The organism is Micromonospora sp. CNZ285 (genome assembly GCF_004637285.1).
The window spans coordinates 3,309,131-3,326,317 of the sequence record NZ_SPQD01000001.1 but is presented as its reverse complement, the minus strand read 5'-3'; the positions used below and the strand labels follow the sequence as shown (position 1 = coordinate 3,326,317).

General features: G+C 74.1%; 16 protein-coding genes. 10 read left to right on the top strand and 6 right to left on the bottom strand.

The features are described 5' to 3' along the window. Window positions 1-3: 3 nt before the first annotated feature. The gene (locus CLT75_RS14895) at window positions 4-870 is read right to left on the bottom strand and encodes a serine hydrolase (protein ID WP_135241200.1); all 867 of its coding nucleotides are present in this window, start codon (window positions 868-870) and stop codon (window positions 4-6) included. Between the two features lie 73 nt (window positions 871-943). Here CLT75_RS14895 and CLT75_RS14890 point away from each other — a divergent pair, with 73 nt between their 5' ends. Beyond that, a complete protein-coding gene (locus CLT75_RS14890) occupies window positions 944-1,609 on the top strand; it encodes a class I SAM-dependent methyltransferase (protein ID WP_135241199.1) in 666 nt (221 codons plus the stop codon). 219 nt (window positions 1,610-1,828) lie between these two features. Here the strand turns inward: CLT75_RS14890 and typA are convergent, their stop codons facing one another. Further along, a complete protein-coding gene (typA, locus tag CLT75_RS14885) occupies window positions 1,829-3,697 on the bottom strand; it encodes a translational GTPase TypA (protein WP_135241198.1) in 1,869 nt (622 codons plus the stop codon). Window positions 3,698-3,828: 131 nt separating this feature from the next. On the opposite strand from typA, the gene CLT75_RS14880 reads away from it, so the two are divergent. Together CLT75_RS14880 and CLT75_RS14875 are read left to right on the top strand one after the other, a co-directional pair. Continuing rightward, window positions 3,829-5,328 (top strand): DedA family protein, encoded by a 1,500-nt coding sequence (locus tag CLT75_RS14880; RefSeq protein ID WP_135241197.1) that lies wholly within the window; start codon window positions 3,829-3,831, stop codon window positions 5,326-5,328. A 32-nt stretch (window positions 5,329-5,360) separates the two neighbouring features. Continuing rightward, window positions 5,361-6,230, top strand: coding sequence for a transglycosylase SLT domain-containing protein (locus CLT75_RS14875; protein ID WP_135241196.1), 870 nt, complete (start codon window positions 5,361-5,363; stop codon window positions 6,228-6,230). A 54-nt stretch (window positions 6,231-6,284) separates the two neighbouring features. On the opposite strand, the gene CLT75_RS14870 is transcribed toward CLT75_RS14875, so the two are convergent. Continuing rightward, on the bottom strand, window positions 6,285-8,411 hold the full coding sequence (locus CLT75_RS14870) for an MMPL family transporter (protein ID WP_135241195.1): 2,127 nt from the start codon (window positions 8,409-8,411) through the stop codon (window positions 6,285-6,287). Window positions 8,412-8,547: 136 nt separating this feature from the next. On the opposite strand from CLT75_RS14870, the gene CLT75_RS14865 reads away from it, so the two are divergent. The 5 genes from CLT75_RS14865 (at window position 8,548) to CLT75_RS14845 (ending at window position 13,735) form a co-directional block, all read left to right on the top strand. Beyond that, a complete protein-coding gene (locus CLT75_RS14865; RefSeq protein WP_135244019.1) occupies window positions 8,548-9,063 on the top strand; it encodes a MarR family transcriptional regulator in 516 nt (171 codons plus the stop codon). A gap of 2 nt (window positions 9,064-9,065) precedes the next feature. Then, complete coding sequence (locus CLT75_RS14860) at window positions 9,066-10,715, top strand: CocE/NonD family hydrolase (RefSeq protein ID WP_135241194.1); 1,650 nt, start codon at window positions 9,066-9,068, stop codon at window positions 10,713-10,715. Window positions 10,716-10,885: 170 nt separating this feature from the next. Then, window positions 10,886-11,794 (top strand): hypothetical protein, encoded by a 909-nt coding sequence (locus CLT75_RS14855; RefSeq protein WP_135241193.1) that lies wholly within the window; start codon window positions 10,886-10,888, stop codon window positions 11,792-11,794. A gap of 97 nt (window positions 11,795-11,891) precedes the next feature. Continuing rightward, a complete protein-coding gene (locus tag CLT75_RS14850) occupies window positions 11,892-12,464 on the top strand; it encodes a helix-turn-helix domain-containing protein (RefSeq protein ID WP_135241192.1) in 573 nt (190 codons plus the stop codon). Then, complete coding sequence (locus CLT75_RS14845) at window positions 12,461-13,735, top strand: MFS transporter (protein WP_135241191.1); 1,275 nt, start codon at window positions 12,461-12,463, stop codon at window positions 13,733-13,735. The genes CLT75_RS14850 and CLT75_RS14845 overlap by 4 nt, the downstream gene beginning before the upstream one ends. Window positions 13,736-13,783: 48 nt before the next feature. Here the strand turns inward: CLT75_RS14845 and CLT75_RS14840 are convergent, their stop codons facing one another. Beyond that, a complete protein-coding gene (locus CLT75_RS14840) occupies window positions 13,784-13,987 on the bottom strand; it encodes a cold-shock protein (protein ID WP_013287480.1) in 204 nt (67 codons plus the stop codon). 180 nt (window positions 13,988-14,167) lie between these two features. On the opposite strand from CLT75_RS14840, the gene CLT75_RS14835 reads away from it, so the two are divergent. Then, window positions 14,168-14,842, top strand: a complete 675-nt coding sequence (locus CLT75_RS14835) for a 50S ribosomal protein L11 methyltransferase (protein WP_135241190.1) — start codon at window positions 14,168-14,170, stop codon at window positions 14,840-14,842. Window positions 14,843-14,940: 98 nt separating this feature from the next. Next, window positions 14,941-15,549, top strand: coding sequence for a VTT domain-containing protein (locus CLT75_RS14830; RefSeq protein WP_135241189.1), 609 nt, complete (start codon window positions 14,941-14,943; stop codon window positions 15,547-15,549). 45 nt (window positions 15,550-15,594) lie between these two features. Here the strand turns inward: CLT75_RS14830 and CLT75_RS14825 are convergent, their stop codons facing one another. Both CLT75_RS14825 and CLT75_RS14820 read right to left on the bottom strand, forming a co-directional pair. Continuing rightward, window positions 15,595-16,248, bottom strand: a complete 654-nt coding sequence (locus CLT75_RS14825) for an MBL fold metallo-hydrolase (protein ID WP_135241188.1) — start codon at window positions 16,246-16,248, stop codon at window positions 15,595-15,597. An 8-nt stretch (window positions 16,249-16,256) separates the two neighbouring features. Beyond that, window positions 16,257-16,973, bottom strand: a complete 717-nt coding sequence (locus CLT75_RS14820) for a maleylpyruvate isomerase family mycothiol-dependent enzyme (protein ID WP_135241187.1) — start codon at window positions 16,971-16,973, stop codon at window positions 16,257-16,259. Between the last annotated feature and the right edge of the window lie 214 nt (window positions 16,974-17,187).

Sequence of the window (17,187 nt, the reverse complement as noted above, 5' to 3'; positions counted from 1 at the left end):
GGGTCAGCCGGCCAGGTCGTGCCGCGCGGCCCAGACCCGCTCGGAGACGTGCGCGATCAGCCGGCACGCGTCGTCCTCGGCCTCGTCACCGTCCGCGCCGCCGTCGGCCAGCTCGGTGGTGGTGCAGACGACGATCGTGTACGGCGGCGCGTCGTCCGGGAACACCACGCCCGCGCCGTGGCGTACGCCGCGTACCCAGCCGTTCTTGTGCGCGATCCGGGTGCCGTCGGGCAGCCCGGCGGCCAGGTCCTCGCGGTGTTCCTGGGCGACGAGCACGTCGAGCATGGCGGCGCAGCCGGCCGGCGAGGCGAGCGGGCCGGGCCGGGTCGCGCCGAGCGCCAGCTCGCCGAGCACGGCGGCCAGGTCGGCGGCGGTGACCAGGTTGTCGATGCCGGAGTCGCGGGCGGCGAAGTCCTCGATGCCGCGGCCGGTGACGCTGTGCCGGGCACCGGCGAGCGCCCACGCCTGCGCCACCGCGGGCAGCCCCACCTGACCGATGCAGATGTTCGTGGCGAGGTTGCTGGACCGGATGATCATGCGTTCGGCGAGCCAGCGCAGCGGCGCCTCGCCGCCGACGCGGTCCCAGACCGCCTCGTCGTTGTCGTAGTCGCGGTCGTTGGCGAACCGGGGCGCGCCCGGCAGCGCGGAGTCGAACGAGTTGCGCACCGGCACCGGCGCGTCCAGGTCCAGCCGGCCGGCCTCGGCGGCGCGGAACAGCGCCACCAGCACGGCGAGCTTCATGGTGCTCGCCGCGTAGTGGGTGGCGTCGGCCCGCCGCGTCCACGTCGGCCGCGCGCCGGGGCGGCCCACGTACGCGGAGACGGTGCCGGGCACCCGGTCCAGGTGTGCGTCGAGGTCCTCCCAGGTCATGACCGCACCGTAGCGGATCTTCGTGGCGTACGCGGGGCAGCGGCGGGCCCGGGTGCGGGGCTAGCGTGCGGAGATGACGACCCCGTTGTACGACGACATCGCCGACTGGTACGAGGAGTACGCCAGCGAGACCTCGTCTGTCTACATGGACCGGGTCCGGTCGGTGCTGGCCGGCCTGCTGGGTGACGGCCCGGGCCGCTGTGTGGACCTGTGCTGCGGCACCGGGGCGCACGCGGCCGAGCTGAGGCGTCTCGGATGGACACCGGTGGGAGTGGACCTGTCCGGCGGGCAGCTGCGTCACGCCCGCGCCCGGCTGCCAGTGGCCCGGGCCGACGCGACGGCGTTGCCGCTGTCCACCGGCGGCGTACCGGCGGTGGTCTGCGTGCTCGCGCACACCGACATGCCGGACTATCCGGCGGCGGTCGCCGAGGCGGCGCGGGTGCTGGCGCCCGGCGGCCGCCTGGTGCACGTCGGGGTGCACCCGTGTTTCGTGGGCGCGTTCGCCGACCGGTCCGAGCCGGAGCGGATCGTGATCGACGGCGGGTACGCCTCGCGGGACCGCACGGTCCGCTCGTGGAACGCGACCGGGGTACGGGCGCGGGTCGGCGCGTGGCACCTGCCGCTGGCCGGCCTGCTGGACGCCGTGGCGGGGGCCGGCCTGCGGCTGACCCGGGTGGTCGAGTCCGGCTCCGGCCCGATCCCCGACGTCCTGGCCCTGGCGGCCACCAAACCCCACTGACCCCCGCCGCCTCGCGCGCCCGTTCCCGATTAACGGGATCCCGCGTCCGCACAACGAGACCCGCGGAGATCTTGGAAGACAAGCGCCCCCATAGGGGCCATTCCGTACCAAGATCTCGCGCGGGCAGGGGCGGGGAGCGGCGGGCAGTGGGCGGGGAAGGGGGGAGCCCGGTCCGCCTAGGGCGGGCCGGGCTCCGGGTGGGGCTGGTGAGCTGGTGGGTCAGCCGGCGTGCTTGCGGCGGGCGGCCATCCGGCCGCGCTGGGTCTGGTCCAGCACCACCTTGCGGATGCGCACCGCGGCCGGGGTGACCTCGACGCACTCGTCCTCGCGGCAGAACTCCAGGGCCTGCTCCAGGGACAGCTTGCGCGGCGGGATCAGCTTCTCGGTCTCGTCGGCGGTCGACGAGCGCATGTTGGTGAGCTTCTTCTCCTTGGTGATGTTGACGTCCATGTCGTCGGAGCGGGAGTTCTCGCCGACGATCATGCCCTCGTACACCTCGGTGCCCGGCTCGACGAAGAGCTGGCCGCGCTCCTGGAGGTTGGTCATCGCGAACGCGGTGACCGAACCGGCGCGGTCGGCGACCAGCGACCCGTTGTTGCGGGTACGCAGCTCGCCGAACCACGGCTCGTACGACTCGAACACGTGGTGCAGGATTCCGGTGCCGCGGGTCTCGGTGAGGAACTCGGTCCGGAAGCCGATCAGGCCGCGTGCCGGGACCAGCCACTCCATCCGGATCCAGCCGGTGCCGTGGTTGACCAGCTGCTCCATCCGGCCCTTGCGGGTGGCCAGGAGCTGGGTGATGGCGCCGAGGTATTCCTCCGGGGCGTCGATGGTCAGCCGCTCGACCGGCTCGCAGGTCTTGCCGTCGATCTCCTTGGTGACGACCTGCGGCTTGCCGACGGTCAGCTCGAAGGACTCGCGGCGCATCTGCTCGACCAGGATCGCCAGGGCCAGCTCGCCGCGGCCCTGCACCTCCCAGGCGTCCGGCCGCTCGGTGGGCAGCACCCGCAGCGAGACGTTGCCGACCAGCTCCTTGTCGAGCCGGTCCTTGACCATCCGTGCGGTGACCTTGGCGCCCTTGACCCGGCCGACCAGCGGCGAGGTGTTGGTGCCGATGGTCATCGAGATGGCCGGCTCGTCCACGGTGATCAGCGGCAGCGGCACCGGGTTCTCGGCGTCGGCGAGCGTCTCACCGATCATGATCTCCGGGATGCCGGCGACGGCGATGATGTCGCCCGGCCCGGCGGAGTCGGCCGGCTTGCGCTCCAGGCCCTCGGTCATCAGCAGCTCGGAGATGCGTACCCGCTGGGTGCTGCCGTCGGTGCGGCACCAGGCCACGGTCTGGCCCTTGCTGATGGTGCCCTGGCGGACCCGGCACAGCGCGAGCCGGCCCAGGAACGGCGAGGCGTCGAGGTTGGTGACGTGCGCCTGCAGCGGCGCGCCCTCGTCGTACGCGGGCGCGGGGATGGTGTCCAGCAGGGTGCGGAACAGCGGCTCCAGGTTGCTGCTGTCGTCCGGGACGGCGCCGTCGGCGGGCTGGGTCAGCGAGGCGATGCCGTCGCGGGCGCAGGCGTAGACGATCGGGAAGTCGATCTGCTCCTCGTCGGCGTCCAGGTCGAGGAACAGCTCGTACGTGTCGTCCACGACCTCCTTGATCCGGGCGTCCGGACGGTCCACCTTGTTGATCACCAGGATGATCGGCAGCCGCGCGCGCAGCGCCTTGCGGAGCACGAACCGGGTCTGCGGCAGGGGGCCCTCGCTGGCGTCGACCAGCAGCACCACACCGTCGACCATGGTCAGGCCGCGCTCGACCTCGCCGCCGAAGTCGGCGTGACCGGGGGTGTCGATGATGTTGATGGTGACGGGCTCCGAGCCGTCCGCCGGCATGTACCGCACGCCGGTGTTCTTGGCGAGGATGGTGATGCCCTTCTCGCGCTCGAGGTCCATCGAGTCCATGACCCGCTCGGTGTTCTCACCGCGGGCGCCGTAGGCGCCGGCCTGCCGCAACATGGCGTCGACCAGGGTCGTCTTGCCGTGGTCGACGTGGGCGATGATGGCGACGTTGCGGAGGTCGGTGCGTAGCTGCATACCCTCCATACTCCTGTCTGCGGTTGCCGGGGCACGCCTCGGGGTCACCCCGAGACAACCCGGATCTGCGTCGAAAGTGCTGTGCCGACCGTTCCAGCGACTGGCATGCTGACACCCGTGCGGGGTGCCCGATGCCTGACCTGCTGAGCTGGCTGCAGGAGCTGCCGCCCCTGCTGATCTACGTGGCCGCCGCGGCGATCGTCGCGGCGGAGACCGCGGTGATCGTCGGGCTGCTGATGCCCGGCGAGGCGACCCTGCTTCTGGTCGGCTTCCTAGCGTACGCGGGGACGCTGCGCCTCGCGCCCGTGCTGGTGGCGATGACCGCCGCCGCCGTGATCGGAGACACACTCGCGTGGCGGGCCGGCCGCCGGTACGGCCCCCGTCTGCGTGCCTCGGGGGTGGGTGCCCGGATCGGCGCGCACCGGTGGCGGCGGGCCGACTCGCTGCTGGAGCGCCTCGGTGGCCGGGGTGTGCTCGCCGCCCGCTGGATCGCGTTCGCCCGCACGCTGGCGCCCCGGCTGGCCGGGTCGGCGGGCATGCCGTACCGGCGGTTCGCGCCGTGGAACCTGGCCGGGGTGGCGAGCTGGGTCGGCGCGTCGGTGCTGGCCGGCTACCTCGCCGGTGAGTCGTACGAGCGGGTGTCGAAGCTGCTCGGCCGGGCCACCGGCGCGGTGCTGGCCCTGCTGCTGTGCCTGCTCGCCGTGGTGCTCGCCGGCCGCTGGCTGGGCCGCAACCCGGACCCGGTACGCGCGCTGGCGGCACGGGCCGCCGCGTTGCCGCCGCTGCGCTGGCTGCGGGCCCGGTACGGGGTGCTGTTCTTCCTGGTCGCCATGCGGGTCGGCCCGGCCTGGACGCTGCTGATCAACCTGGCGCTGGGGCTGGCGCTGCTGTTCGTCGGCGGGCTGGCCGTGGCGGTCCTGCTGGAGGCGGTGGTCGCGCAGAGCGGGCTGTACGTCCTCGACGGGCTGGTCGCCGACTGGTTCGCCGCCCGGCGTACCCCCGGGGTGGTCGACACGGCGCTGCTGGCGGTGTCGGTGCTGCGCGGCTGGGTGCTGATCGCCGCGGTGGCGGTGGTGGCCGCCGTGGTGGCCCGGCGCGGCCGGGCCTGGCGGGCGGACCCGCTCGGGGTGCTGGGCACCGTCGGCGCCGCCATGCCGCTGGTGTTGCTCGTCGTCGTGGCGGACCTGACCGGCCCGGGCGGCCCGGACCGCCCCGGTGACCTGTTCCCGACGCAGAACGCGGTGGTGACCGCGAGCTTCGGCACGCTCGCCTGGCTGCTGTCGCGCGGCGCCCGCTGGCCGGTGGGCGCGGCGGTCTGGACGGTCGCGTCGGCGGGCGTGGTCACTGTCAGCGGCGCGCGGCTCTACCTGGGCTTCAGCACGGCGAGCGGCACCGTCACGGCGGTCCTGCTGGGCGTCGCCTGGACCACGGTGTTCGTGGTGGCGTGGGCGACCCGGGACCGCCTGGCCGACCGGGACGAGCGACCGGCGGGCGCGGACCGGGAGGGGCGGTCCGCCGGCGCGGAGCCGGACGAGGGGCCGGCCGACGCGGTGGCGGGGGAGTCGCCGCCCCGGCCCCGGGGCCGCCGGTCCGCGTTCCGGGTACCCCCCGGACCTGTCGATCCTTGCTAGGGTGCGCCGACGGGGGACGACGGGGAGGTCCGATGCGGCGAGGACTCGGCCGGTGGGCCGTGACGGTGGTGGCACTGGTCGCGGCGGCCACGCTCACGGCGTGCGGCGAGGAGGAACGGCCGGTCCGGGAGGTCGCTGCGGACCTGCCCACGGCGGCCCCGGCGGACCAGCCGCAGGAGGCGCCGGCCGACGCGCCGAGCGAGGAGCCACCGGCGGTCGCGGCGATGGGCGGCCGGCCCAGCCCGAGCGCGTCGGCGAAACCGAAGCCGCGGGCCAAGCCGTCCCGCACGACCACGGCGCCGCTGGCCCGGCCGAAGCCGCCGACCGAGACCCAGGTGCCACCGGCGCCGCCGAAGCCGGTGGACGACGGCTGCAAGCCGAGCTACCGGGGCACCAAGGCCAGTCAGAGTCAGGTGAAGGCGGCGCTCGCCGACGCGGCGGCGCGGACCTACTGGCCGACGTCGGCGCCGGACATCCGCATCCCGTCGGCGCTGCTGAAGGCCACCGCCTGGCAGGAGAGCGGGTGGCAGTCCAACATCGTCGCCTGTGACGGCGGGGTCGGGCTGATGCAGGTCATGCCGGCCACGGCGGCGTGGATGAACCAGCGCTTCGGCCAGTCCTACGACATCGACGCCTACCGGGACAACGCCTACCTGGGCGGCACCTACCTGGCCTGGCTGACCAAGTACATCGGCGACATGTACTTCGAGTCCGACTACCGGCTCGACGCCTCACTGTGCACGAGTGAGCTGAACTCCTGCCTGCTCAACGCCGTGATCGCGGCCTACAACTACGGGCACGGCGCGGTGGCTCGGGAGGACCAGCCGCTGACCATCCCGAACCCGCAGTACGTGCGCAACGTGCGGGCGCTGATGACCGAGTGCGAGTGCCTGAGCTTCTGATCGACCGGACGGACGGGCGGGGGCCGGCGTGCGCTCCGGCCCCCGCCCGTCCGGTCAGTCCCGCGCGGCGACCGGCTCGGCCGGCGTCGTGGCGGGCGCGTCGGCGTCCCGGTTGATCCGGCCGGGCCACCAGAACCGGTCGCCGAGCAGGAACGCCAGCGCCGGCACCAGCACCGTCCGGACCAGCAGCGTGTCCAGCAGTACGCCGATGCAGACGATGATGCCGATCTGCGTGAGCGTGATCAGCGGCAGCACGCCGAGCACCGCGAACACCGCCGCCAGCAGGATGCCCGCGCTGGTGATCACGCCGCCGGTGACCCGCAGCGCCGACAGCATGCCGTCGCGGGTGCCGGTGCGGCGCGCGTCCTCCCGGGCCCGGGTGACCAGGAAGATGTTGTAGTCGACGCCGAGCGCCACCAGGAACACGAACGCGAGCAGCAGCACCCCGCTGTCCAGCGCCGGGAAGTCCAGCACGTGGTCGAAGAGCAGCCAGGCCGCGCCGAGGCTGGCGAAGAACGAGCCGATGACGGTGAGCACCAGCAGCAGCGGCGCCAGGATCCCGCGCAGCAGCAGCACCAGCACCGCGCCGACCAGCAGCAGGATGAGCGGCAGGATCAGCTGGAGATCCTTGGTGTTTGCCTCGTTCGAGTCGTAGGTCGCCGCGACCGAGCCACCGACCAGCGCGCCGTCGGGGGCGTCCGCGCCCTCCACCGCGGGCGGGGCGGAGTCCGGTACGGCGGCCACGGCGTCGCGCAGCGCCACCACGGCCCGGTCGGAGGCGGCGCTGCCCGGCTCGGCGGTGAGCACCACGTCGATCTGGGCGACCCGGTCCCCGGCGGCGCCGGGCCGGGCCGAGGCGACCCCGTCGACGCCGCTCGCCGCGGCGAGAACGGCCTGGGCGGCCTGCGGGGTGGTGAGCACCGCGACCGGCTGGGTGCTGCCGGCCGGGAACGCCCGGGCGAGCGTCTCGGCTCCGGCGACCGCCTCGGGCTTCTCGCTGAACTGCTCGGTCTCGGACAGCCCGGTGCGGATGCCCAGGCCGCCGAGGGCGAGGCCGGCGAGCAGCAGGACGGCGAGCGCGGCGACCGGCAGCGGCCGGCGGACCACCATCTCGCCGAGGCGGCCCCAGATCCGGCCCTCGCGGGCGGCGCTGCCGACGCGGGGGACGAACGGCCAGAACAGGCCCCGGCCGAACAGCAGCAGGGCGGCGGGGAGCACGAACAGCGCGGAGAGCATGGCGAGGATCACACCGGTGGCGCAGGCCAGGGCGAGCGCCCGGTTGGTCTCCTGCTCGGACAGCAGCAGCGTGAGCACGCCGAGGACGACGGTGCTGCCGCTGGCCAGGATCGGCTCGGCGGTGCGGCGCAGCGCCGAGCGCATGGCGGCGAACCGGTCCTCCTCGCGGCGCAGTTCCTCCCGGTAGCGGGCGATGAGCAGCAGCGCGTAGTTGGTGGCGGCGCCGAACACCAGCACGCTGGCGATGCCGGTGACCTGCCCGCTGGGCAGGTAGATGCCGAACGCCGGGACGAGGGACTCGACCACGCGCAGCGTGATCTGCTCGGTGGCGCCCACCACCAGCAGCGGCACCAGCCACAGGAACGGGCTGCGGTAGGTGACGAGCAGCAGCACCGCCACCACGGCGGCGGTGACCAGCAGCAGCGTGGTGTCCGCGCCCTGGAACACCTTGCCCAGGTCGGCGGTGAACGCGGGGCCGCCGGTGACCTCGACGGTCAGCTCGCCGGGCAGGTCACCGACCGCCTCGCGGAGCTTCTCCACCTCGTCGACCACCGCCGACGGGCCGCCCTCGGTGGACAGCGGCACCGCGACCAGCGCCACAGTGCCGTCCGGGGAGACCTGGGCGGGGGAGACCCGCCCGCCGGCGGCGAGCGCGCTCAACTCGCCGCCGAGGCCGTCGAGCACGCTGCGGTCGGCCCCGCTCAGCGGGGCCTGGTCGGCGCGGCTGACCACCACCAGTGCGGTCTGGGCGTCCTTGGAGGGCAACTGCTCCTGGAGCCGCTCGACCTGCGTCGACTGCCACTCCACGGACAGGCCGGTGTCGGAGACGGGCGCCGGATTGTCCGGCTTCGGAAGCCCGAAGGCGACCACACCGACGACGAGTGCGGCGGCCAGCGTGAGCCAGGCGGCCAGCCGGCCCCGGACGACGCGGGTGAACAGAGACATCTGATGCCCTCACATATTGGTCGCGGGGGATTCTCTCTTAACGAGTATCTTGATTAGCGAGATTATCCGGGGTGGTTCTATGCTGCAACCGGAACTGTTCGACAGGGGGTGGCGGCAAGCGGTGGCGGCGCACAGGATGTATCGGCGACGCGACGACCCACGCGGTCGCATGGTCGCCGACATCACAAACGACCTGCGGCGCTACTCGGTCGACGCGCAGCACATCGGGCACGCGTTCGCCGGGCTGCACGGGCTCAACGCCACCGACCTGTACGCCCTGATCGCGGTCATGGAGGCCGAGCTGGTGGGCGACCCGATCACCCCCGGCCGGCTCGGCGAGGCGCTCAACCTCTCCTCCGGCTCGGTGACCGCGCTCGTCGACCGGCTGGAGCGCGGCGGCCACATCCGGCGCGACCGGGACACCGCCGATCGCCGCAAGATCCTCCTGCACTACGCCGACCGGGGCGCCACGCTGGCGCAGAGCTTCTTCGGGCCGCTGGGCCGCCGTACCGACGAGGTGATGGACCGCTTCAGCGACGACGAGCTGGCCGTGGTGCACCGGTTCATGGCCGAGATGGTGCACTCCATGCGTACCCACCGGGACGAGATCCGCGCCGCGCCCCGCCGGGGCGCCGGGTCCGGAGACGCCTGACCGTGCGGCTCGTCACCCGGGCGGCCACCGCGGCGCTGCGACTGCCCGCCGCCCGCACCGGGCGGGTCGCCGTCACCCGGGACATCCCGGTCCGGGTACGCGACGGAGTGACGCTGCGCACCGACCACTACGCGCCCGCCCTGCCCGCCGCGCCGTGCGTGCTGATCCGCACCCCGTACGGGCGGGGCGGACCGGTCCGGCTGCTGGGCCGCCTGATCGCCGAGCGGGGCTTCCACGTGGTGATCCAGTCGTGCCGCGGCACGTTCGGCTCCGGCGGCGAGTTCGCGCCGCTGGTGCACGAGCGCGACGACGGTCTCGACACGCTCGACTGGCTGCGCCGCCAGCGGTGGTGGACCGGCGCGTTCGGCATGTTCGGCGCCAGCTACCAGGGCTTCGTGCAGTGGGCGCTCGCCGCCGAGGCGGGCGACGAGCTGCGCGCGATGGTCGCCGTGGTGACCGCGTCGGGCACCCGCGACTCGACGTACGCGGGGGAGTCGTTCGCCCTCGACACGGTGCTCACCTGGGCCGAGCTGCTCCAGGCGCAGACTGTGCCCTGGCTGGCCCGGCAGTGGGAACTCAAGCGCGGTCAGCCCCGCCTCGCCCGGGCCCTGGCGCACCTGCCGCTGGCCGAGGCCGACCGGGTCGCCACCGGCGTGACGGTGCCGTTCTTCCAGGAGTGGCTGCGCCACCACACGCCCGGCGCCGACTACTGGAGTACCCGGGTCTTCGGCGACCGGATCAGCGAGGTCCGGGCCCCGGTGGCGATGGTCAGCGGCTGGCAGGACATCTTCCTGCCGGCCCAGCTCGACGACTACGCCCGCCTGCGGGCCGCCGGGACGCGGACCCGCCTGGTCGTCGGGCCGTGGACGCACGGCAGCCCGGGGCTGCTCCTGGCATCGCTGCGGGAAGGCCTGGACTGGCTCGACACCCACCTGGCCGGGCGGCCCGGGCCGGACCGCGCGCCGGTACGGGTGCACGTCGGCGGCGACGGCGGCGGCTGGCGCGACCTGCCGGACTGGCCGCCACCGGCCACACCCGCCCGATGGCACCTGCGATCCGCCGGCGGGCTGGCCCCGGAGCCGCAGGAGCACGGCGCGCCGGACCGGATCTGGTACGACCCGGCCGACCCCACCCCGTCGCTCGGCGGCCCGCTGCTGGTGGCCCAGCGGGCCGGCGCGGTGGACAACCGGCCGGTCGAGGCGCGCCCGGACGTGCTCACCTACACCAGCGAGCCGCTGCGCGACCCGGTCGAGGTGGCCGGACCGGTGCGCGCCGAGATCCACCTGCGTAGCGAACTGTCGTACCTGGACGTCTTCGTGCGTCTGTGCGACGTGGACCGGCGCGGGCGCTCGTGGAACGTCTGCGACGGCCTGGTCCGCGTCGAGCCCGGCCGGTTCCCGCGCGATCCGTCCGGAGTGGTCACCGTCCCGGTCACGCTCTGGCCCACGGCGTACCGCTTCGCGCCCGGGCACCGGCTGCGCGTGCAGGTCTCCGGTGGCGCCCACCCGCGCTACGCGCGCAACCCCGGCACCGGGGAGCCGCTCGGCACCGCTGTGACCCTCCGTGCTGGGTGGCGAGAGATCCTCCACGATCGCGAGCATCCCTCGGCACTGGTGCTGCCGCTCGTGCCGGCACCGTCCACAGCGGGCTGATAGTTCAAAAAACCGCTCCTGAGCTGGGCACTTCTGCCTAACCGTGGTTAAGCTCGGAGCAAGTGCCCGGTGCCGTGCAGCTATCCGGCGGGGCGCGTCCGCGGATCGCACGTCATCACGCGGTGTGATTGTCGTGCCCTCGCCGGTCATCGATCGGAAGGGGATCTGCCATGACGTCGGCCCCGGCGAACCTGCTGGCCGTCCGGAATCTCTTACTCACCTACCTCAACGTCGACAAGAACGCCGTACGCGCCGACGACCTGGAGCCGGCGGAGGTCGGCATCGTCGGCGACGTCAACCACCGCGGCGGTTACCACTGCGGCTCCGACCGGGTCGTCACGAACGACTACTCGGTGGTGGAGTCCAGCCGGGACCGGTCCGGGCTCACGCTGTACGCGTCGGCGCTGGACGTCGGCACGTTCTCCGTCCGCTCCGGCGGCGGCACGCACAACCTGCGGACGTTCTCCGCCTGGATGGTGGCGCAGTGCGTGGCGAACGCGGCCGACACCCGGGACATCCGGGAGATCATCTACTCCCCGGACGGGCGGACCGTACGCCGCTGGGACCGGCTGGGACGGCGCACCGGCGGCGACAGCAGCCACCTGTTCCACACCCACTTCAGCTTCTTCCGCGACTCCACGAAGGCGGGCCGGGACCAGACCCCGCTGTTCCGCCGCTACCTGACCGCGATCGGGATGATCGCCGTCGCGAAACCGGAGGACGACATGGAACAGACCGACAAGCTCATCCGCGACACCGGCGCCAAGAACCGAACCGTCGGCGACGTCCTGGCCGACCTGCAGAACCTGCGCAACTGGCTCATCTCGCCGGTCAACACCACCGGCCTGGTCAACCCGCCCATGCCGAACTCGCCGTTGCAGCAGATGCTGGCGATGCTGCGCGCCTGGCCGGCGCTGGTGGCGCAGGTGAACGAGCTGTCCGGCAAGGACTTCACCGACGAGGAGCAGATCGTCTCCGGGGTGCTGGCCGGGCTGCCGCCGGAGAAGATCGCCGAGGCCATCCCGCCGCAGATCGCCCGGGACGTCGCCGACGAACTCTCCCGGCGGCTGACCGCCTGACCGTCCGGCGCCGCGGCCGTCGCGTCGCGGCGTCGCGGTCCCTCCTGATCAGCAAGAAATATTGCGCAACAGCTCTTGCGAATATCAGACTCGCCGCATGGAACAGCCCTCCGTCCGGCAGGTCACCGACTCGCGGGTGCTCGCCGCGCTCGCCCACCCCCTGCGCCGCCGGCTCATGGACGTCCTCAAGGTGTACGGCCCGTGCACCGTCGGCATGCTCGCCGAGCACACCGGCCAGGCGCCGGCGAACGTGAGCCACCACCTCAAGGTGCTCGCCGCCGCCGACCTTCTGGTCGAGGCGCCCGAGCTGGCCCGCGACCGCCGGGAACGCTGGTGGCGGCTGCGCGACCGCGGGGTGCGCTGGTCCACCAGCGACTTCGACGACGACCCGGCGGCCCGGGTGGTGGCCGACGCGGCCGGCTCGCTCAACCTGGAGCGGCACGCCGAGCTGGTCCGCGCCTGGCACGCCGCCCCCGACGAGGCGCACGCCGCGTGGGGCGAGGGGCCGTTCAGCACCGACAAGTGGCTGCACCTGACCCCGGACGAGCTGGCCGAACTCAGCCGCGAGGTGATCGCGCTGTTCGCCAGGTGGGCCGACCGGCCGGCCGAGGACGGGCAGCGCCGCGAGCCGGTCTTCGTGTTCGCCCACGGCGTCCCGGGCCGGCCGTGACCGCTTCCGCGCGCACGTCCGGGCCGGTCGAGGCGCCGCCCGGGCGGCTGTTCCGGCACCGCGACTTCCGGCTGCTCTGGGCCGGTCACACGGTCAGCGCCGTGGGCAGCAACATGACCGCCGTGGCGCTGCCGCTGGTCGCGGTAGCGGTGCTCGACGCGACCACGTTCCAGGTGGCGGTGCTCACCGCCGCGGCCTGGATGCCGTGGCTGCTCGCCGGTCTGCCGGTCGGGGCGTGGGTCGACCGGGTCCGCCGCCGGCCCGTGATGATCGCCGCCGACGTCGCCGCCGCGGCGCTGTTCGCGAGCGTGCCGGTGGCCGCCCTGGCCGGACTGCTCACCGTCGGGCACCTGCTGATCGTGGCGCTCGGCGCCGGCCTGGCCCGGGTCTTCTTCGAGACCGCCGACCAGGTCTACCTGCCCACGCTGCTGCGTCCCGAGCAGGTGCCCGAGGCCAACGCGCGGCTGCACGCCACCCAGACGGCGAGCTACCTGGTCGGGCCGGGACTGGCCGGTCTGGTCGCCCAGCTGGTCGGCGCGGTGACCGCGGTGGCGCTGGACGCGTTCAGCTTCCTGCTGTCCGCGCTGTGCCTGCGCCGCATCCGCGCGGACGAACCCCGCCCGCACCGTCCGGCCGGGTCGACGTCGCTGCGCCGCGAGGTCGCCGCCGGGCTGCGGTTCGTCGTCCGCGACCCGTACCTGCGGGTCCTGACGGTCTTCGGGGCGGCGAGCAACATCGGGCTCACCGGCTACCAGGCGGTGCTCGTGGTGTTCCTGGTCCGCACGGCCGACCTTCCGGCGGGCCTCGTCGGCCTCCTGATCGGACTCGCCAGCCTCGGCGGCGTGATCGGCGCCGCGCTCGCCGCGCGCCTGGCCCGCCGGCTCGGCAGTGCCCGTACGCTGCTGGTCGCCGGTGCCCTGACCGGCCCGCCCGCGCTGCTCATCCCGCTGGCCGGGCCCGGCGCGCGTACGGCGTGGCTGGTGCTCGGCGGCGTGCTGGTGAGCCTCGGCGTCGCCGTCGGCAACGTGGTGAAGGGCAGCTTCCGGCAGACGTACACGCCGCACCGGCTGCTCGGCCGGGTGACGGTGAGCATGCAGCTGCTCAACTACGGCACCGTTCCGCTGGCCGCGCTGCTCGCCGGGGCGCTGGGCGCGGTGTGGGGGCCGGGCGGCGCGATCCGGGCGATGACCGCCTGGCTGGCGCTGACCCCGCTGATCCTGCTGGCCGGGCCACTACGGAAACGGCGCGACCTGCCGGCCGCGCCGTCCTGAGGATGCACTGCGGCGGCGGTCGGACCCGACCGCCGCCACCGGCACGCGTTACATCGGACGAACGTTGTCCGCCTGCGGGCCCTTCTGCCCCTGGGTCACCTCGAACTCGACCTTCTGACCCTCGTTCAGCTCGCGGTAGCCACTGCTCTGGATGGCCGAGTAGTGGACGAACACGTCCGGGCCTCCGCCGTCCTGCTCGATGAAGCCGAAGCCCTTTTCCGAGTTGAACCACTTGACCGTGCCGGTTGCCATGCGTCTCTCCCTGTTCAATGCGGGCGAGCATCGGCTCCGCGGCCGGTGATCGCCCTGTACCACCCCGACAGTAACCGTCCGGACCGGAATCCGCTGCCGGAAGCGCGCGGCGCGCCCGTGAATACGTGCGGGAGGGGAAAAAGACCCCGCCGTCGGGCGGGGCGCGGCATGCTTGCCCCGATGAGCAGGCAGACGGCTCTGGCCGACCTGGAGCAGGAGATCGCGGCGCCCGGCGCGGGGCCGGACCGCCTGCGCCTGGTCGGTACGCCGTTCGTGCCGGAGGTGCGCCTGTACCTGGCCGAGGACGCCATCCTGTGGTGGGCTCGGATGGAGGCCGCCGCCGGGCGGTCGCTGCCGCCGCCGTACTGGGCGTCGGTGTGGGCCGGTGGGCAGGCGCTCGCCCGGCACCTGCTGGACCACCCGGAGCTGGCCGCCGGACGGCGGGTGCTCGACCTGGGCGCCGGATCGGGGCTGGTCGCCATCGCCGCCGCGCTCGCCGGCGCCGACGAGGTGGTCGCCAACGACATCGACCCGTACGCGGTGGCCGCGGTCACCGTCAACGCGCGGGCCAACCGGGTCCGGGTGACAGCCGACGGCGCCGACCTGCTCGACGGGGTGGCGGGCGCCGACCTGCTGGTGGCAGGGGACGCGCTCTACGACGCGGGGCTGGCCGCCCGGGTCCTGCCCTACCTGCGGCGCTGCGCCGCACACGGCGTGCAGGTGCTGGTCGGCGACCCGGACCGGGGCCACCTGCCGCCGGACGGGCTGGAACTGGTGGCCAGCTATCCGGTGCCGACCACCGAACCGTCCGTCGACTCCCCGGTGCGCCGGGTGCAGGTGCTGCGCCCCCGCTGACCCGCCTGACCCTAGGGGTCTCCCCGGCCGGGTGTCGGGGACCACTGGGGGATCATGCCCGATGTGCCGGCGTGCCGGCGCCGCATAGCGTGCAGCTCATGAACGAAATCGTGGCCGCCGCCGGTGAGCTGCCCACCACCCTGCTGATGGGGCTGCTCGGCGTGGTCATGCTCGCCGACGCCGTACCCCTGATCGGGGTGCTGGTGCCCGGCGACGCCGCGGTCCTCGCGGCGGTCGGCGCGGGTCGTCCGGCCGGTGGGGCGCTCACCGTCGCGGCGGTGGTAGCGGGCTGCCTGGCCGGCTGGTCGCTGAGCTTCTTCGCCGGCCGGCGCTGGGGCGGGCGGCTGCGGGACAGCCGGGTGGGCGGCTGGATCGGCGAGTCCCGCTGGGCCGCCGCCGAGACGCTGCTGCACCGCGGCGGCGGACGGATCGTGCTGGTGGCGCCGTTCCTGCCGGTGTTCAACGCGTTGCTGCCGCTGGCCGCGGGCGGGCTGCGGATGTCGTACCGGCGGTTCCTGGTCTGCGCGGCGGCCGGGGCCACCGCGTGGGCCGGGCTCTACGTGGCGCTGGGGCTCGCCGCGCGGGCGCTGACCGGCCTGCTGCCCGCGGCGCTGAACCCCACGGTGCTGACCATGGCGGTCGGGCTGCTGCTGGCCGGCCCGGTGCTGCTCGCCACCCGGCGGCGGCTGCGGGCGGTCACCGGCTGACCGCGCCCGGCCCGGCCGTCACGGGGGAGGCCGGACCGGGCGTGCTCACCAGCCGCGGGCGCGCCACTGCGGCACCGCGGGCCGCTCGGCGCCGATGGTGCTGTCCTTGCCGTGGCCGGGGTAGAACCAGGTGTCGTCCGGCAGCCGGTCGAAGAGCTTGGCCTCGACGTCGTCGATGAGCCGGCCGAAGCGCTCCGGGTCCTGGTCGGTATTGCCGACGCCACCCGGGAAGAGCGAGTCACCGGTGAAGAGGTGCGGGGTGCCGGCCGGGTCGCGGTAGAGCAGCGCGATCGAGCCCGGCGTGTGCCCCCGCAGGTGGATGACCTCCAGCGCGCAGTCACCGACCGGCACCGTGTCGCCGTCGGCGAGCCGCTCGGCCTCGATGGGCAGGCCCTCGGCGTCGTCGGCGTGCACCAGCGCGCGCGCCCCGGTCTTTGCCACCACCTCCTCCAGCGCGACCCAGTGGTCCATGTGCTGGTGCGTGGTCACCACGGCGGCCAGCCCGCCGTCGCCGACCAGCTCCAGCAGGCGCGGCGCCTCGTTCGCGGCGTCGATCAGCACCTGTTCGCCGGTGGCGTTGCAGCGCAGCAGATAGGCGTTGTTGTCCATCGGGCCCACCGACAGCTTGGTGACGGTGAGCCGGTCGAGCTCGCGCACGGCCGGCGGACCGCCGGGCGTGACGTCTCCGGTGTAGGTCATGACGATGTTCAGATCCATTCCGGTGGGTTCGGCAGAGGACCGTCGGGTTCGACGGTGAGCAGCTCGCCCGCGCCCCGGCCGGTCAGCCAGGCGGCGAGTTCCGGCGCGGGGCCGGTGACCGTGGGCGCCCCCCCGGGGTCACCCACGACGAGTTCGGACGCCGCGCCGTCGAAACGCAGCACCATGGCCGGCGCGGCCGGGTTGCCGGCCAGCCCGGTCACCACCTCGTGCAGCAGCCGCTGGGCGAACGCGTCCGGCCAGTCCGCGGGCCGGTAACCGGCCGCCAGGTCGACGTGGTGCACCTCGACCTCGCGCAGCCGGCCCCAGACCAGCATCGCCGCCGGCCACGGGCCGCGACGGGTCTGCACCGTGGCGCCCCAGGCGTCGACGGGCATCGCCGCGACCGCCGTGTCGAAGCGCTGGCCGCTGCGGCGTACGTCGTCCAGCAGGTCGGCCGGGCCGCGCCCGGCGCCGGCGTCGATGTCGTCGGCGCGGGCCTGCGCCGAGGCGTACATCGGGATCTCCTCGCCGGTGCGCGCCGAGGTGAGCAGGTTGACGAACCCGTCGGCGTTGCGGGCCAGGTGGGTGAGCACGTGCGCGCGGGACCAGCCCGGCAGCAGGGAGGGCGCCGCGACGTCCGCGGCGGTCAGGCCGGACACGGTACGCAGCAGCCGGTCGTTCGCCTCGGCCAGCGGGCCGGTCAGCAGCAGGGGGTCGGCGGTCATCGCGTTCTCACCCGTCCGACCCTAGCGGGCCGGACCGGGCCGTGCCCGGGGGGAAATCGCTTTCGGCGCGTCGGCGCGGCACCTACCGTCGGGGCCGACGACATCGGACCGGCGCCGCACGCGCCGGGGTCCACGTCGTCGCGAACGCGGCACCGGGAGTCGGAGAGGAGGTGGTGTGCATGCCGGTCGCAGCGCGTGTGTTCCGCCGTACCTC

Bases quoted from the DNA above. Each gene is read 5' to 3' on its own strand.
- CLT75_RS14895 (WP_135241200.1), bottom strand. From the start codon at position 870: ATGACCTGGGAGGACCTCGACGCACACCTGGACCGGGTGCCCGGCACC.
- CLT75_RS14890 (WP_135241199.1), top strand. From the start codon at position 944: ATGACGACCCCGTTGTACGACGACATCGCCGACTGGTACGAGGAGTAC.
- typA (WP_135241198.1), bottom strand. From the start codon at position 3,697: ATGCAGCTACGCACCGACCTCCGCAACGTCGCCATCATCGCCCACGTC.
- CLT75_RS14880 (WP_135241197.1), top strand. From the start codon at position 3,829: ATGCCTGACCTGCTGAGCTGGCTGCAGGAGCTGCCGCCCCTGCTGATC.
- CLT75_RS14875 (WP_135241196.1), top strand. From the start codon at position 5,361: ATGCGGCGAGGACTCGGCCGGTGGGCCGTGACGGTGGTGGCACTGGTC.
- CLT75_RS14870 (WP_135241195.1), bottom strand. From the start codon at position 8,411: ATGTCTCTGTTCACCCGCGTCGTCCGGGGCCGGCTGGCCGCCTGGCTC.
- CLT75_RS14865 (WP_135244019.1), top strand. From the start codon at position 8,548: ATGTATCGGCGACGCGACGACCCACGCGGTCGCATGGTCGCCGACATC.
- CLT75_RS14855 (WP_135241193.1), top strand. From the start codon at position 10,886: ATGACGTCGGCCCCGGCGAACCTGCTGGCCGTCCGGAATCTCTTACTC.
- CLT75_RS14850 (WP_135241192.1), top strand. From the start codon at position 11,892: ATGGAACAGCCCTCCGTCCGGCAGGTCACCGACTCGCGGGTGCTCGCC.
- CLT75_RS14840 (WP_013287480.1), bottom strand. From the start codon at position 13,987: ATGGCAACCGGCACGGTCAAGTGGTTCAACTCGGAAAAGGGCTTCGGC.
- CLT75_RS14835 (WP_135241190.1), top strand. From the start codon at position 14,168: ATGAGCAGGCAGACGGCTCTGGCCGACCTGGAGCAGGAGATCGCGGCG.
- CLT75_RS14830 (WP_135241189.1), top strand. From the start codon at position 14,941: ATGAACGAAATCGTGGCCGCCGCCGGTGAGCTGCCCACCACCCTGCTG.
- CLT75_RS14825 (WP_135241188.1), bottom strand. From the start codon at position 16,248: ATGACCTACACCGGAGACGTCACGCCCGGCGGTCCGCCGGCCGTGCGC.
- CLT75_RS14820 (WP_135241187.1), bottom strand. From the start codon at position 16,973: ATGACCGCCGACCCCCTGCTGCTGACCGGCCCGCTGGCCGAGGCGAAC.